Origin of the sequence: Halosimplex halophilum (assembly GCF_004698125.1) — an archaeon.
GTDB classification, from domain to species: domain Archaea; phylum Halobacteriota; class Halobacteria; order Halobacteriales; family Haloarculaceae; genus Halosimplex; species Halosimplex halophilum.
In genome coordinates this window covers 593,808-607,134 of the sequence record NZ_ML214297.1, presented here as the reverse complement: position 1 = coordinate 607,134, position 13,327 = coordinate 593,808, and the positions used below count along the sequence as shown (strand labels likewise).

Sequence of the window (13,327 nt, the reverse complement as noted above, 5' to 3'; positions counted from 1 at the left end):
TGCCCCCGAAAGGTACTTACCTGTCGCCGTCGTGAGTTACTCACAAGCCGAGTAACTATGGTCGAACTCGACAACGCGGACGGCGACGCGGCCGACGGTAGCACGGACGACCGGGTCGACGAGGAGCCGGCCGACGGGGACGCTCGCGCCGACGCCCACCTCGACGGCGTGGCCGACGGCTGTGGCTGCACCGAGATCTGGGAGCACCTGAGCGAGGAGCGCGCCGACGACTGAGCCGTCCGCGCCGTCATTCTCCCCGCTCTCTCGTCCCACAGCCGCGGCGGTGGGGTCCGCTCGGGGCGGGCGAGCCCGTGTCCAACGGGGAACCTTTTTCTCCCGGAGCGTCAAAGCGCGGACGATGGATTACGACGACGTCTGCGTGCTGATCCCCACGCTGGACGAGTCCGAGACGATCGGGCCGGTCGTCGAGTCGTTCGCGGCCGAGGGGTTCGACGACATCCTCGTGATCGACGGCGGGTCGACCGACGGGACCCCGTCGATCGCCGAGGAGAAGGGCGCGCGCGTCGTCGCCCAGCGCGGCTCGAAGGGGAAGGGCCAGGCGCTCCAGGAGGGGTTCGAGCGGACCGACGCCCCGGTCGTGCTCATGCTCGACGGCGACATGACCTACCGGGCCGAGGACGCCGCGACGATGCTCGAACCGATCTTCGAGGGCCGGGCCGACCACGTCATCGGCGACCGCTTCGCCGACATGGAGGACGGCGCGATGACGCGGCTCAACCGGTTCGGCAACGGCGTCATCAACCGCGCGTTCTCGCTCATCCACGGCCGCGACTACGGGGACATCCTCAGCGGCTACCGGGCGCTGACCCGCGAGAGCATCGACCGCATCTCGCTGACGGAGGATCACTTCGGCATCGAGACGGAGATGGCCGTCGAGTGCGTCAAGCACAACGTCCGCACGGAGGTCGTCCCGATCCGCTACCGCGCCCGGCCGGACGACTCCGAGACGAACCTCCGCCCGTTCCGCGACGGCGCCGACATCATCCTCACGCTGTACAAGATGGCCAAGACGAACAACCCGCTGTTCTACTTCGGGAGCGTCGGCGCCGTCAGCCTCGTCGTCGGCCTCGTCCTCGGTACCTACGTCGCCGTCGAGTGGATCACGGCCAACACCTCCCACGAGGTGATCGCCTTCCTCGGCGGTCTGGCGATCATCTTCGGCGTGCAGCTACTGATGTTTGGCGTCCTCTCGGACATGATCGTCACGGTCAACCGCGAACAGACCCGGCAGCTGGAGGACCTCACCGAGCGGCTGAGCGATGACCGGGCGCGCGGGACCGCTCGCGTCGACGAGTCCGGGACCGGGCGCGACGCGGGGGGAACCGCGGGCCGCGCGGACGGCGAGCGCCCGTCCGATCCGGAGCCGTCGGCGGCCGAACGGCAGGGGTGACGGGCCGGGACCGGCTCAGAAGGGGACGAGCCCGCGCAGCTGCTTGACGAGGCTCGTCGAGGCCGCCTGGCGCTTGCGCTCGAAGACGGGATGCAGGGCGTTGAGCAGCTCGTCCTCGGAGTCGAACGACTCGCCGTCGGCCTCGGCCAGCGCCTCGGCGACGGGCATCTCGTTGCCCGAGGCGTCGTACGGGACGGTCGCGTCCCCGAAGTACTCGCGCAGCTCCTCGGCTGTCGCGGGGAAGGACACGTCCGCGTCGGCCAGTCGCGCGTCGAGTGCCGCGATCCCGAACTCGACGACGTCCGGTTCCTCGTCCACGTCGTTCGACGGTGGCCGAACTCCCATTGCCGGACACATCGGCGTCGACCCCCGAAAATCCTGCGGCTCGAACGCTCCCCGTAGCGGCGTGTTCGGCCCACGGCGCTCGGTCGCTCGCGGGCTACAGGGCGTCCAGCGCCCCGGTGGCTTCCGGCCCTCCGACCGCCCGACGGTAGCCCGGTGGCGCCACCAACGATAACTAACCGGCCCCCTATGTGGCGGACATGCTGCAGTCGTCGCCCGGGCAGGTCGCCGAGCTGGTCGAGGCCGTCCGCGCGGTCGCCCCCTGGCAGCAGCTGTTCCTCCTCGTCGCCGTCGGGGTCTCCGTCGCCGTCGCCCGCCGGCTCGTTCCCGGGGAACGCTGGGGCGACCGCCTGCGCGCCCGGTTCGTCCTCGGCGTCCCGTGGGGGACGCTGCTGACGGTCCTCGGCGTCCTGCTCGTCTACTGGGTGGTCCAGGGCGGCTGGGAACACCCCAACAGCCCGCTGGTTATCCCCTTCCGGTCGTGGTCGTACTTCTACCCGCTCGGGGTCCTCGTCGCCGGGTTCGCCCACAACGGGGTCGGTCACATCACCGGCAACCTGGTCGGGACGGTCGTGTTCGCCCCGGTCGTCGAGTACTACCTCGGCCACTACCCGACCGAGCGGGGCTCGGAGTCGTTTTCCTCGCTCCGGGCGAACCCGTTCGTCCGCCTGCTGGCGGTCCCCGCCGGGTCCGTCGCCGTGGGCGTGTTCACCGGCTTCTTCTCGATGGGGCCGGTCATCGGCTTCTCCGGCGTGGTCTACGCCTACGTCGGCTTCGCGATGGTGACGCGGCCGACCCTGGCGGTGCTCGCGCTCGTCTCCGAGCGGGTCGTCGACCTGCTCTACCGGGGGCTGCGCAACCCCTACATCAGCCGCGAGCCGGGCCCGAGCTTCTTCTCGCCGTGGTGGGCGGACATCGCGATCCAGGGCCACGCGATCGGCATCCTGGCCGGCGTGCTGGCCGGGATCGCCGTCCTCGCCGTCCGCGAGGAGTACCCGAACCCGCTCGCCCTGTGGTTCGCTGCGCTGGTGCTGGGCATCCGGCAGTCGCTGTGGGCGATCTACGCGCCGATGGGCGCCAACCGGTTCGTCCTCTTCCGCGCGGTCGGCGTCGGCGTGATCTTCCTCTCGGCGGCGCTGATCGCGACCGCCGTCTCGGCGTCGAACCGGTCGCTGGTCCCGCGGCTGGAGGGACGGAGCGTCGACCTGCCCAGCCCCGATTCGCCCGTGGTGGTGGTCGCCGTCGCGCTTGTCGTGCTCTCGTCGTTCGCGGTACCGTTCGGGTTCGCGACCGTCTCGGGGGAACTGCCGGCCGACGCCGCGACCGTCGAGGTCCGCGACTACACCGTCACCTACGTCGAGAACGAGCCCAACCAGTACGTCTCGCTGGTCAACGAGTACCTCTACGGCGACACGGGGACGATCCGCTCCAGCGGCGTGGTCGTCCTCAGCGAGGAGCGCCGGGTGTGGATCGAGGCCATCTCGAAGAGCCGGCTCGCCTTCAGCGGCGGCGGGACCGTCCGCGTCGGCGGGCTGGGCTGGCGGGAGTCGGTCCACGCCGACCGCGAGGGCTGGTCGGTGGTCGGCAACGGGTCGGTGTACAAGGTGTCGCTCCGCGAGCAGGGCGGACGGGAACGGCTCGCCTACGCGTCCGACGCGCGCCGCGCGCGGCCGGTGATCGACGGCCGCAACGTCTCGATCGCGCCCGTAGAGGGCGGGTTCGAGGCCGTCGTCTCGACGAACGGGACCGTCCTCGGGCGGGCGCCGGTCCCCGCGCGGTCGAACGCGACGACCGTCGGCGGACTGACTCTCAACCGGACCGGCCGCGACCTGGTCGCGATCAGCGACCGGACGAGAGTGCAGGTCGCCAGCAAGTCCGTGCCGCGGGCGCGGCAGGGCTGAACTGCGGGCGCCCCGGGCGCGCGGCAGTCACTCGTCGTCGGCGTCACTACCGTCCCAGGCGATCCGGAAGACCTCCACGTCGACCGTCTGCGAGTCGGCCTCGTGGAAGTCGAACTGACGGGGCAGGTCGAGTTCGGCGGCGAAGGCGTGGGTGACGCGGCCGCCGTTGTCGGCGGCGAACGACTCGACGAAGTCCTCGCTGCCGGCGTTGTGGACCGAGTAGGACACCTCGCTCACCGCGGCGGCCGTCCCGAGGAACGCCCGGTCGGCGTGTTCGTTGCCCGACTGGGCGCCGAACGGCGGGTTCATCACGACCGTCGTCGGGCCGTCCGGGCACAGGGGGACCGCGGTCGCGTCGGCCCGCACCCACTCCACGTCGGCGGCGGCCGCGACCCGGCGCTCGTTGGCCCGCGCCGTCGCCAGCGGGCCGGGGTCGAGGTCGACGCCGACGACCCGCTCGGGACCCCGCAGGACGGCGCCGAGCGCGAGCATCCCCGTCCCGGTCCCCAGGTCGACGACGGTCCGACCCTCGATGTCGCCCTGCAGGTCCGCCGTGTGGATCAGGTGGGCCGCCACGTCCGGCGGCGTCCGGTACTGTTCGAGGTCGACCCGCGGGTCCTCGAAGCCCGCGACGACCGCCAGCTGCTGGGCCAGCCGGGTCTTCGTGCTCACGCTCTCACCCCGCGGTTGCTCCCGCCCGCGCGTCGCGCCTGGTCGGTCATCCGTCGACAATATCTCCTGCGTATGCAAAAACGTTTGTGAATGCACAACAGTAATTCCAGGGCGGGTCGCGGACGGGTCACGCCCGGGGGAGTTCCAGGACGAAGGCGGCGCCGCCGCGGTCGCTCTCCTCGGCGCGGACCGACCCGCCGTAGGACTCGACCATCGAGGAGACGAAAAAGAGGCCGAATCCCGTGCCCGAGGAGGCGGCGCCCTTCCCGCCGCGCTCGAAGATGTCGGTCCGGTCTTCCGGGGGGAGCCCGGGCCCGTCGTCGGCCACCCGGAGGACGACGGTCGACCCCTCGTCCTCCGCGGTGACGGCGACGCTGGTGGTCTCCTCGGAGTGCTCCACGGCGTTCGTGAGGAGGTTCCCGACCACGTCGTCGAGGAGGTCGTTCCCGAGGACGGTCAGCCCCGCCGGGACCGAGGCGTCGACGTCCACCCGGTCGGTCATCGCGTCGACGCGGTCGGCCTCCTCGGCGACGAGCGGCCGGAGCGCGACCGCTTCGAGGGCGGCGTCCCCGTCGCTGGCGACGGAGTCGAGGATCGACCGCACCTTCCCGCTGAGGTCGGTGATCTTGACGCTCCAGTCGTGAATGTTCTCGGCGTGACCGACGAGTTCCGGGTCGTCAAGCTCCGTTCGGAGCATGTCGGCTCGCGCCATGATGACGTTGAACCCGTTCATCATGTCGTGGCGGAGGACGCTGTTGAAGAAGTCGAGCTGCTCGTTGCGGCGCGCGAGCGTCTGCTCCTGCTCGTGGCGGTCGATGGCGTAGCGGAGCGCCCGCACGAGCCTGTCACCGTCGAGGTCGCCTTTCGGCAGGTAGTCCTGGGCGCCGGACTGGATCGCCTCGACGGCGATCTCGGTGTTGTCGAGCCCGGTGAGCACGATGATCGGCACGCCCGAGTCGAACGCCGCGGCGCGGCGGAGCGTCTCGATCCCCTCGGACTCCGGGAGCCCGAGGTCGAGCAGGAGCACGTCGTAGTGGCGCGCGACGAGCGCGTCGCGTGCGGCCGACAGCGACTCGACGTGGGTGAGCGCGACCTCGTCAAGGAACGCCTGGACGGAGGGGTTCTCGAGGTGATGCTCGACGAGCTTCGCGTCGCCGGGGTTGTCCTCGACGAGCAACGCGTTGACGGCCTGGTTCATCACTCGGGGGGCATCCTGACGACGGTGAGCCAGAAGTCCTCGATCCGCTTGACGATGTCGAGGAAGCCGTCGAAGTCGATCGGTTTGGTCAGGTACGCGTTCGCGTGCAGGTCGTACGACTGGACGATGTCCTCCTCGGCCTCCGAGCTCGTCATGACGACGACCGGGATCCGCCTGAGGTCGTCGTCCGTCTTGATCTCCTCCAGCACGTCGCGGCCGTCCTTCCGCGGCATGTTGAGATCGAGGAGCACGAGGTCGGGGCGGGGCTCGTCGGCGTACTCCCCCTCCTGGCGGAGAAAGGAGAGCGCCTCGACGCCGTCGCCGACGACGTGGAGGTTGTTGCTGATGCTCCCCCGTTCGAGCGCCTTCCGCGTCAGCGTCACGTCACCGGGGTTGTCCTCCGCGAGGAGTATCTCGACCGGCTCGCCGTGGTCGTTCATACCCGCGCCCCCGCGGGTCGGGTCGGTTCGTCGACGGTTCGCGCTCGGTCGGTCGCGGTCGTGTCGTTGCGGTTCATGCGTGGATCTCCGTCTCCGCCGTCGCCGGCATCGTGAAGTGGAACGTCGCGCCGTCGCCGGGTTCGGACTCGACCCAGATCTCGCCGCCGTGGCGGTTGACGATGCGCTTGCACATCGCCAGCCCGATGCCGGTGCTCCCCGAGCGGCTGGCGTTCTGTTTGAATATCTCGAAGATGCGGTCGTGCTGGTCGGCCTCGATGCCCGGGCCGTCGTCGGCGACGGTGAAGTGGACGCGGTCGTCCTCGCGTTCGGCCCCGGCCGTCACGGTCGGCTCCTCGCCCCCGTAGTGGAGCGCGTTCTCGACGAGGTTCTGGAACACCTGTCCGAGCTGGTTGCGGTCGACGGTGACCGCCGGCAGTTCGCCGCTGTCGACGGTCGCGTCGCGTTCGTCGATCAAAAGCTCCAGGCTCCGGACCGTCTCCTCGAAGACGGCCCCGGCGTCGGTCTCGGTCGGCTCGTCGCCCTTCGTCGTCACCCGCGAGTACTGGAGGAGCGCGTCGATCATCGCCTGCATCCGGGTCGCGCCGTCGACGGCGTACTCCATGTACAGTTCGCCCTCCTCGTCGAAGCTGTCGCCGTACTCCTCTTCGAGCAGCGAGACGTAGCTCGACACCATCCGCAGCGGCTCCTGGAGGTCGTGGGAGGCGACGTAGGCGAACTGCTGGAGACTCTCGTTCGAACGTTCCAGTTCCGTCCGCTGGCGTTCGAGTTCGGCCTCGCGTTCGACGCGGTCCAGGGCGTCGACCATGGCCTGCTCGACCATCTCGACCATCGTGTGTTCGAACTCATCGATCTCGGCCGGCCCGGGCTGGCCGACGATCAGGAGCCCGTGGTCGTCGACCGGGACCAGCATCAGCGTCCCCAGGTCGGCCCGCGGGACCGACGGGTTCGCCAGGTCGCCGTAGTCCGCCACGACCGACAGCTCTCCCGCCTCGAAGCAGCCCATCTCGTCGTGAGCGGGCTCGATGTCGGGGAGGGCCTCCGTCGTCTCGACCCCGAACGCGTCGAGCGCGCCGTCCGACGCGTACAGCGGTTCGAGTCGCTCGGCCCCGTCGTACGACCAGTACGCCGACACGGGACAGCCGACGATCGAGTCGACGATCTCGACGACGATCTCGACGACCGCTCGCTCCGAGCGAGCGTGTGGGAGCTTTCTGGTCGTCTCCGCGAGGTTCTTCAGTCGCGTCTCGCGCCGCTTGAGCTCGGAGATGTCGCGCGTGAACCCGGCGACGTACGCGACCGCACCGTCCTCGTCGAAGACGGGTTCGGCGTGGACGCTGAGCCACCGCGTCTCGTCGTCGTCCGTCAGGGTGCGGTACTCGAGGTCGGCCGGGTCGCCCTCCGAGAGGACACCCATCTTCTCGCGGACCATCTCGCGGTCCTCGGGGTGGATCCCCTCGAGGAAGTTGGTCGGGTCCTCGATCAGGTCCGCCTTCGTCCGGTCCCACACGTCGTCGTACGCGGAGTTGACGATGACCGTCTCCGACCAGTCCGCCGTGAACATCCACAGCGTGTCCGTCGTGTACTCGGTGAGCCGGAACAGCAGTTCCGTCGTTTCCTCGTAGCGCTGGTGTGAACGGTACTCGTCGACGACCACGTCGATCCGGTCGACGAGCGTTCGAAACGCCTCGGACCCGGGCTCGCCGTCGTAGGCGACGTAGCCGTCCGCACCGGCGTTGACGGCGTCGGCCGCGACGCGCTCGCTCCCGTCCCCGGTGACCAGCACGAACGGCAGGTCGCCGTGCTCCGCCCGCAGGCGTTCCAGGACCGCGATCCCGTCCGGCTCCCCCGCGGTCAGCCCGCACACGAGACACCCGACGTCCTCGGCGTCCAGGCGTTCGAAGGCCGACGACACCGTCGTCACCGCCGTCGCGTTCGCCGTGTCGCCGGTCGCCTCGATACCGTCGGCGAGGCGCTCGCCCGTCGCCTCATCCGGGTGGAGACAGACCACGCTGACTCCCGACTCCCGCTCGTCGAGCGGCCTGACGTACGTCGACGACGACGGGCGACCGTTGCTCACGGGGTGTCCCCTCCGCCGTCGGACACCGTCGCCGCCGGGCCGGTGGGTCCACGACCGACCGCCACTCGCTGGGCTCTCGCGCTCGATTCGGTGCGCATACGCGAGGCTCACCGTCCGGCTGTAAATCGTTGTGCCACCAGTTATCGCGGCTGATACTCCACTGGGCCCGCGAGAACGGGTCTCCGGCGGCGGGCTACCAGGTGCCGTGGAAGGTGTCGAACTCCAGCGCCTCCAGCGGTTCCTCGCCGATGGCGATGCGGTACTCCTGGGGGGTGAGCATCGGCTGCTTGAACTGCGGGCCGTCGTCGGTGGTGATCCGGGGACAGCCCGTGTTCACGTAGGCGTCCATCCCGAAGTTGGTCAGCCGGTCGGGCGTCACCTCGTCCATCGTGATGAGGTAGGCGTCGTCGTTGTTCTCGACGATCTCCTGGGCCTGGTCCCAGCGGCCCTGCCCGATCTTGGTGCAGAAGATGACGCCCCACTCCTCGGCGTCCATCGCGCGGTGAACCGCGCCGTAGCGCTGTTTCATGAACTTCTCCGTGTCGGCGACTGAGACGGCGTTGTTGACGGGGTCGGCGATGACAACCTTCTTGTCGGGGTGTTCCATCGCCAGCCCGAGCGGGTGGAACTTGCCGCCGCCGACGTACAGCATCTGGTCGGCGTCCACGTCGGCGCTGGCGTAGTTACAGCCCAGCACCTGCCCCTCGTGAGTGAGCCGCTCGTCGCCCTTGCGGGTGTGGACGGTGTAGCCCCGCTCCTCCAGCCACGAGCGCATCTCGTCGAACTTGTTCATGTGCTGGGCGGTCGTCACGAGGCCCACGTCCTCGTCCTCGTCGGCCGGGGCGATCTCCTCGTCGAGCGCCCGCTCCATGATCGGGAAGACGTCGACGTTCGAGAAGAGGGGGACGTAGATGATCTTGTCCGACTCCTTCATCGGGGAGTGGCCGAAGTGGACGAACACGTCCGTCCGGCGCATCAGATAGGTGTCGAGGTCACAGGCGCCGTAGCAGGGCTGGCCGGAGATCATGACGGTCACGTCGTCGGGCAGCTCGGCGCGCAGGTCGTCGGCGACGCGCGGACCGCGCCGCTTCAGCCCCTCGGGGAACTGCAGGCCGACCGTCTCGGCGTCACGTTCGGCGACGGCGTCGACGATGCGGTCGAGTTCGTAGTCCCACTCGCGGTCGTGGCGCAGCGACATGCCCGTCTCCCTGAGGTCGCCCTCGGTGCGAGGCGCCTCGTCGGCCTCGCCGCGCGAATCCTGGCTCATTAGGGGCTCGTATCCGCTCGCGGGGTAAAACCTCCGCGGTCCCCGGCGGACCCGTCAGTGCGTCGCAGTCGCACGGCTGGGCGGGCGGCGAGCGCGAGGAACGAACCCGAGGGTCGAACCGCCGTCAGGGGTCCTCGATGACGACCCGCTCGTCGCCGCCGCGGGCGCGGGTCAGCGCCGAGACGATGCGGTCCTGGAACCGGAGGAAGCCGAACACCAGCGTCGCGAGCAGCCCGCCGACGACGAGTTCTGAGACCATACCCCCGCTTCGGTCCCGCGTCGGATAAGGGCTCGGGGAGCGTGCGAACGTCGCCGGATCCGGTGACGCGCTCCCGTCGGTCCGGACGCCAGGAGCGACCGCGCCCACGCATTTATCGCCGCCCGCCGAGTAGGGTCGACCGCCGATGGTCCCTCTCTCGACGGTCCTCCGCACGGCGGTCGTCGCCGTCGCCTCGTTCGCGGTCGCAGCCGGCGCCGCGGTCGCGGTCACCCGCCTCGCCGTCCGCACCCGCTTTTTCGCGATGCACGACCGCCTCCCGGACAGCTGGCACGGCCGACCGCTCCGCCAGGCCGACCGTGAACCTCGGGACGGGCTGAACCCGTTCATCCTCGCCTTCCTGGCCTTCTGGGTCGCGTTCGGCCTCGCGAACGTCGCGCTCGACGCGCTGTTGCTCGGGTAGGTTCGCGGCCCCGTCCGCGGGGTCCCGAAGTTCCAGTTCCGGTCCCCGCGCAGTCGCGGGAGCTTTGGCGCTCGCGCACCCGGAGTCGGGTATGTCTCCCCGTACGTGGGCGTCCGCGACCGTCGACTTCCTGCTCGCGGCGGTCGGGCTCTACCTCGCGCTCGCGCCGGCCTTTACGGTCGTCTACGCGCTGGTCGCCGACGCGACGCTGTTCGCCCAGCCGCCCCAGACCGCCGCTGTCGTCGTCGCCGTCGGCGGGAGCTACCCGTTCGTCGCCGGCGACTGGTCGTATCGGCGGCTGGCCGTCTTCGTCGTCGCGCTGTACGTCGCCAGCGGCGCCGCGGGGCTGGCCGGCATCGCCGTCCTCCGGTCGCTCGACGTCTCGCTCCCCTCGTCGGTCGTCGCACGGGCGGGTGCGCTCGCGGTCGCCTATCCCGTCGCCGCCGCGGCGGCGTTCCGCGACCGCGTGCGTCGCCGGCTGGGCCTCCGACCGCTCGACGCCGACGACCACCTGGAGCGGTGAGCGCCCGGGGTACTCGGCCGGTGCCGTTCGACGGGGTCGACCCGGCGACTGCGGCCGGAGTCGGCACCTTGAAACCCGCGAGGGACCAACGGCGGGTATGAGCATCGAGACCGACGCGGCGAACGCGGAGGCCAGCGAGGAGGTCGACGCGCTCGCCCGCGAACTCGGCGAGCGCATCGCGGAGCTGCCCGTCTACGAGCGCTACCGCGAGGCCAAGGCCGAGGTCGAGGCCGACGAGGACCTCCAGGAGCAGATCCGCGAGTTCGAGCAGATCCGCGAGGAGTTCATGCTCGCGCGCCAGACCAACGAGGCCACCCAGGAGGACCTCCGGACGCTGCAGGACGCCCAGGAGGAGCTACACGACCACCCGAAGATGGCGGAGTACCTCGAAGTCCAGAGCGAGCTGGAGCTGCGCCTGCAGGAGCTCAACGAGATCATCTCCGAACCCCTCACGGTGGACTTCGGCGGCAAGGCCGGCGGCTGCTGCGAGGACTGACCGTCTCGCGGGCGCCGCCGAGCGAACGGCCGGTTTCACCCACCTTTTTGCTGGCGTCGCGCGGAGGTGCGGGTATGACAGTGGACAGCGACTGGGGCGACTGGCTCCCCCGCGCGGTCGAATCGGCGTCGCCGGACACGCTGGCGGTCTGGTACCTCGGCTGCAACGGGTTCGTCCTGAAGGCCAGCGACGGCACGACGGTCTACGTCGACCCCTATCTCGGGATCGGCGACCCGCCGCGGACGGTCCGGATGATCCCCGTCCCGTTCGAACCCGAACACGTGGAAGAGGCCGACGCTATCTTCGGCACCCACGAGCACGTCGACCACGTCCACGGCCCGAGCCAGGCGCCGATCCTCGCGAACACGGGCGCCGACTACTACACCTCCGACTCGGGCCACGACGTGATCGACGAGGAGGACTGGACCGGCGAGTGGGGCGTGAGCGACGACCAGCTCCACGAGATCGAGGAGGGCGACACGGTCGAAGTCGGCGAGCTGACCGTCCACGTCGAACCGGCCAACGACCCCGACGCCGTCCACCCCGTCTCGCTGGTCTTCGAGCACGAGGCCGGGACCTTCTTCCACGGCGGCGACGCCCGCCCCGGCGAGTTCGAGCGGGTGGGCGAGGCCTACGACATCGACATCGGGGTGCTGGCGTTCGGCGCGGTCGGCAACATCCCCGACAAGGAGACCGGCGAGGACGTGCGCACCCGGTGGTACAGCGACGAGAACATGGTGATCGAGGCCGCCAACGAACTCCAGCTCGATACGCTCGTGCCGAGCCACTGGGACATGTGGAAGGGCATGACCACCGAGCCGACGGTGCTGCACAACCACGCCGCGAGCTTCGAGTACCCCGAGAACCTGCAGGTCGTCGAGATCGGCGACCGCTTCGACCTCTGAGACGGTCGCCGCACGTGCCGTCGTCGGCCGGGTATCCGCCCGTCCGGCGCCGCGGGACCGCCGGACGACCGACCGCTTTTCGCCCGAAATTCCGCGCTTTCGTTCCGCTGCGCAGAGATGAAAGGATCCGGACAATAAGTATCATTAAGTTGGTCCCTAAACGAGAGGGAACACATGAGCGACTCCCAGCAGTACGAGAAAGTGTCCGTCTCGTCGGACGGGGTGACGGTGGACAAGCGGTTCGAGGAGGACGAGTTCCCGGTGCCGGCGATCGCCTTCGAGATCCAGTCGGCGCGCTCGGAGACGGTGACGGTGACGCTGGTCGACCGGGTGCCCGAGGACGTGGCCGTCGAGGACCTGGGGTTCCACCCGGAGTACGGCTCGGAGTACTGGACGATCGACGAGGACCAGATCACCTTCGAGCGCGAGCTGGAGGCGGGCGCGGAGTACACGACGGTCTACGGCATCCGGGCGACCGGGACGGACAACGTCGAGCAGTTCCTCACGACGCCGACCATCGAGTCCGTCGACCCGCCGCTGGACGACGGCGGCGACGGGAGCGTCGTCGACGAGGGCAGCAGCGACGTGGTGCGCGACGTGATCTCCGGCGACGGCGACGTGCCGGGGCTCGAAGACGAGGAGGAGGCCGATGGCAGCGACGAGGACGTGGAGACGCTGAACCTGAAAGACCCCAACGAGCCCGACGACGCCGGGTCCGGCGGTGGCGGCGGTGGCGGCGACTCCTCGGGCGGCGGCGGGACGGTGGCCGTCGAGGACGCCGACGTGGACTCGCTGGTCGGCGCGCTCGCCGCGGAGATCCGCAACCAGAACGTCGACGCCGAGGACGTGAAGCTGCTGCGCAAGGCGTTCGACCTCGCCGAGGACGACAAGGGCAGCGTCGACGCGCGCATCCAGCACCTCCAGACCGAGGTGTCGGACCTGCTCGCCTACACCTCCGCGCTCGAGGAGTTCCTCGACGAGAACGGCACCGGCGACGAGATGATCGAGGAGTTCCGCGAGCAGGTGGAGTCGTTCGAGTCCGAGCTGGAGGAGGTCCGCGAGATGGCCTCCGGCCACGAGGCGTCGATCTCGGAGGTCGAGGAGACCGTCGCCTCCGTCGAGTCGTCGATGGACGCGCTCCAGTCGGACATGGACGAGGTGCTCGACGACGTGGAGTCCGTCCAGGAGGACGTGGAGTCCGTCCAGGACGAGGTCGACTCCGTCGAGGACACCGTCGACGACGTGGAGGAGGACCTCGACGACCTCGAAGCGCAGGTCGGCGACATCGACGTCGGGGACGTGCGCTCGGACATCGAGGACATCAACGACGAGATCGAGGAGCTCAAGGAGTGGCGCGAGCAGCTCTCCTCGGTCATCGGCGGCAGCTGAGCGGT

Annotated in this window: 15 protein-coding genes; 8 read left to right on the top strand and 7 right to left on the bottom strand. The window is 69.9% G+C overall.

The annotated features are described in order from the left end of the window. Positions 1–57: 57 nt before the first annotated feature. Positions 58–234, top strand: coding sequence for a hypothetical protein (locus tag E3328_RS21725; RefSeq protein ID WP_167837283.1), 177 nt, complete (start codon positions 58–60; stop codon positions 232–234). Between the two features lie 124 nt (positions 235–358). Further along, a complete protein-coding gene (gene aglJ, locus E3328_RS03125; RefSeq protein WP_135363163.1) occupies positions 359–1,411 on the top strand; it encodes an S-layer glycoprotein N-glycosyltransferase AglJ in 1,053 nt (350 codons plus the stop codon). Positions 1,412–1,426: 15 nt separating this feature from the next. Here the strand turns inward: aglJ and E3328_RS03120 are convergent, their stop codons facing one another. After that, the gene (locus E3328_RS03120) at positions 1,427–1,756 is read right to left on the bottom strand and encodes a DUF5789 family protein (RefSeq protein ID WP_135363162.1); all 330 of its coding nucleotides are present in this window, start codon (positions 1,754–1,756) and stop codon (positions 1,427–1,429) included. 197 nt (positions 1,757–1,953) lie between these two features. Here E3328_RS03120 and E3328_RS03115 point away from each other — a divergent pair, with 197 nt between their 5' ends. Then, positions 1,954–3,654 carry a rhomboid family intramembrane serine protease gene (locus E3328_RS03115; RefSeq protein WP_135363161.1) on the top strand — a complete coding sequence of 567 codons (1,701 nt, stop codon included), beginning with the start codon at positions 1,954–1,956 and terminating at the stop codon, positions 3,652–3,654. A 27-nt stretch (positions 3,655–3,681) separates the two neighbouring features. Here the strand turns inward: E3328_RS03115 and E3328_RS03110 are convergent, their stop codons facing one another. From E3328_RS03110 to E3328_RS22685, 6 genes are all read right to left on the bottom strand, one after another. After that, the gene (locus E3328_RS03110) at positions 3,682–4,326 is read right to left on the bottom strand and encodes an METTL5 family protein (protein ID WP_135363160.1); all 645 of its coding nucleotides are present in this window, start codon (positions 4,324–4,326) and stop codon (positions 3,682–3,684) included. A 127-nt stretch (positions 4,327–4,453) separates the two neighbouring features. Then, positions 4,454–5,524 carry a hybrid sensor histidine kinase/response regulator gene (locus E3328_RS03105; protein ID WP_135363159.1) on the bottom strand — a complete coding sequence of 357 codons (1,071 nt, stop codon included), beginning with the start codon at positions 5,522–5,524 and terminating at the stop codon, positions 4,454–4,456. Continuing rightward, complete coding sequence (locus tag E3328_RS03100; RefSeq protein ID WP_135363158.1) at positions 5,524–5,964, bottom strand: response regulator; 441 nt, start codon at positions 5,962–5,964, stop codon at positions 5,524–5,526. The genes E3328_RS03105 and E3328_RS03100 overlap by 1 nt, the downstream gene beginning before the upstream one ends. Before the next feature lie 73 nt (positions 5,965–6,037). Continuing rightward, complete coding sequence (locus E3328_RS03095) at positions 6,038–8,062, bottom strand: ATP-binding protein (RefSeq protein ID WP_135363157.1); 2,025 nt, start codon at positions 8,060–8,062, stop codon at positions 6,038–6,040. 193 nt (positions 8,063–8,255) lie between these two features. Beyond that, positions 8,256–9,329 carry a diphthamide biosynthesis enzyme Dph2 gene (gene dph2, locus E3328_RS03090; protein WP_135363156.1) on the bottom strand — a complete coding sequence of 358 codons (1,074 nt, stop codon included), beginning with the start codon at positions 9,327–9,329 and terminating at the stop codon, positions 8,256–8,258. Between the two features lie 124 nt (positions 9,330–9,453). Beyond that, positions 9,454–9,588 carry a hypothetical protein gene (locus E3328_RS22685; RefSeq protein WP_269750335.1) on the bottom strand — a complete coding sequence of 45 codons (135 nt, stop codon included), beginning with the start codon at positions 9,586–9,588 and terminating at the stop codon, positions 9,454–9,456. Positions 9,589–9,733: 145 nt separating this feature from the next. Between E3328_RS22685 and E3328_RS03085 the strand changes: the two genes are divergently transcribed. The 5 genes from E3328_RS03085 (at position 9,734) to E3328_RS03065 (ending at position 13,322) form a co-directional block, all read left to right on the top strand. Then, entirely contained in the window at positions 9,734–10,009 is a 276-nt protein-coding gene (locus tag E3328_RS03085) for a hypothetical protein (RefSeq protein WP_135363155.1), read from the top strand. Positions 10,010–10,100: 91 nt separating this feature from the next. After that, positions 10,101–10,532, top strand: a complete 432-nt coding sequence (locus E3328_RS03080) for a hypothetical protein (RefSeq protein WP_135363154.1) — start codon at positions 10,101–10,103, stop codon at positions 10,530–10,532. A gap of 97 nt (positions 10,533–10,629) precedes the next feature. Further along, positions 10,630–11,028, top strand: a complete 399-nt coding sequence (locus tag E3328_RS03075; protein ID WP_135363153.1) for a YlbF/YmcA family competence regulator — start codon at positions 10,630–10,632, stop codon at positions 11,026–11,028. A gap of 74 nt (positions 11,029–11,102) precedes the next feature. After that, positions 11,103–11,933, top strand: coding sequence for an MBL fold metallo-hydrolase (locus tag E3328_RS03070; protein WP_135363152.1), 831 nt, complete (start codon positions 11,103–11,105; stop codon positions 11,931–11,933). A gap of 174 nt (positions 11,934–12,107) precedes the next feature. Further along, positions 12,108–13,322, top strand: a complete 1,215-nt coding sequence (locus E3328_RS03065; protein ID WP_135363151.1) for a hypothetical protein — start codon at positions 12,108–12,110, stop codon at positions 13,320–13,322. The last annotated feature ends 5 nt before the right edge of the window (positions 13,323–13,327 follow it).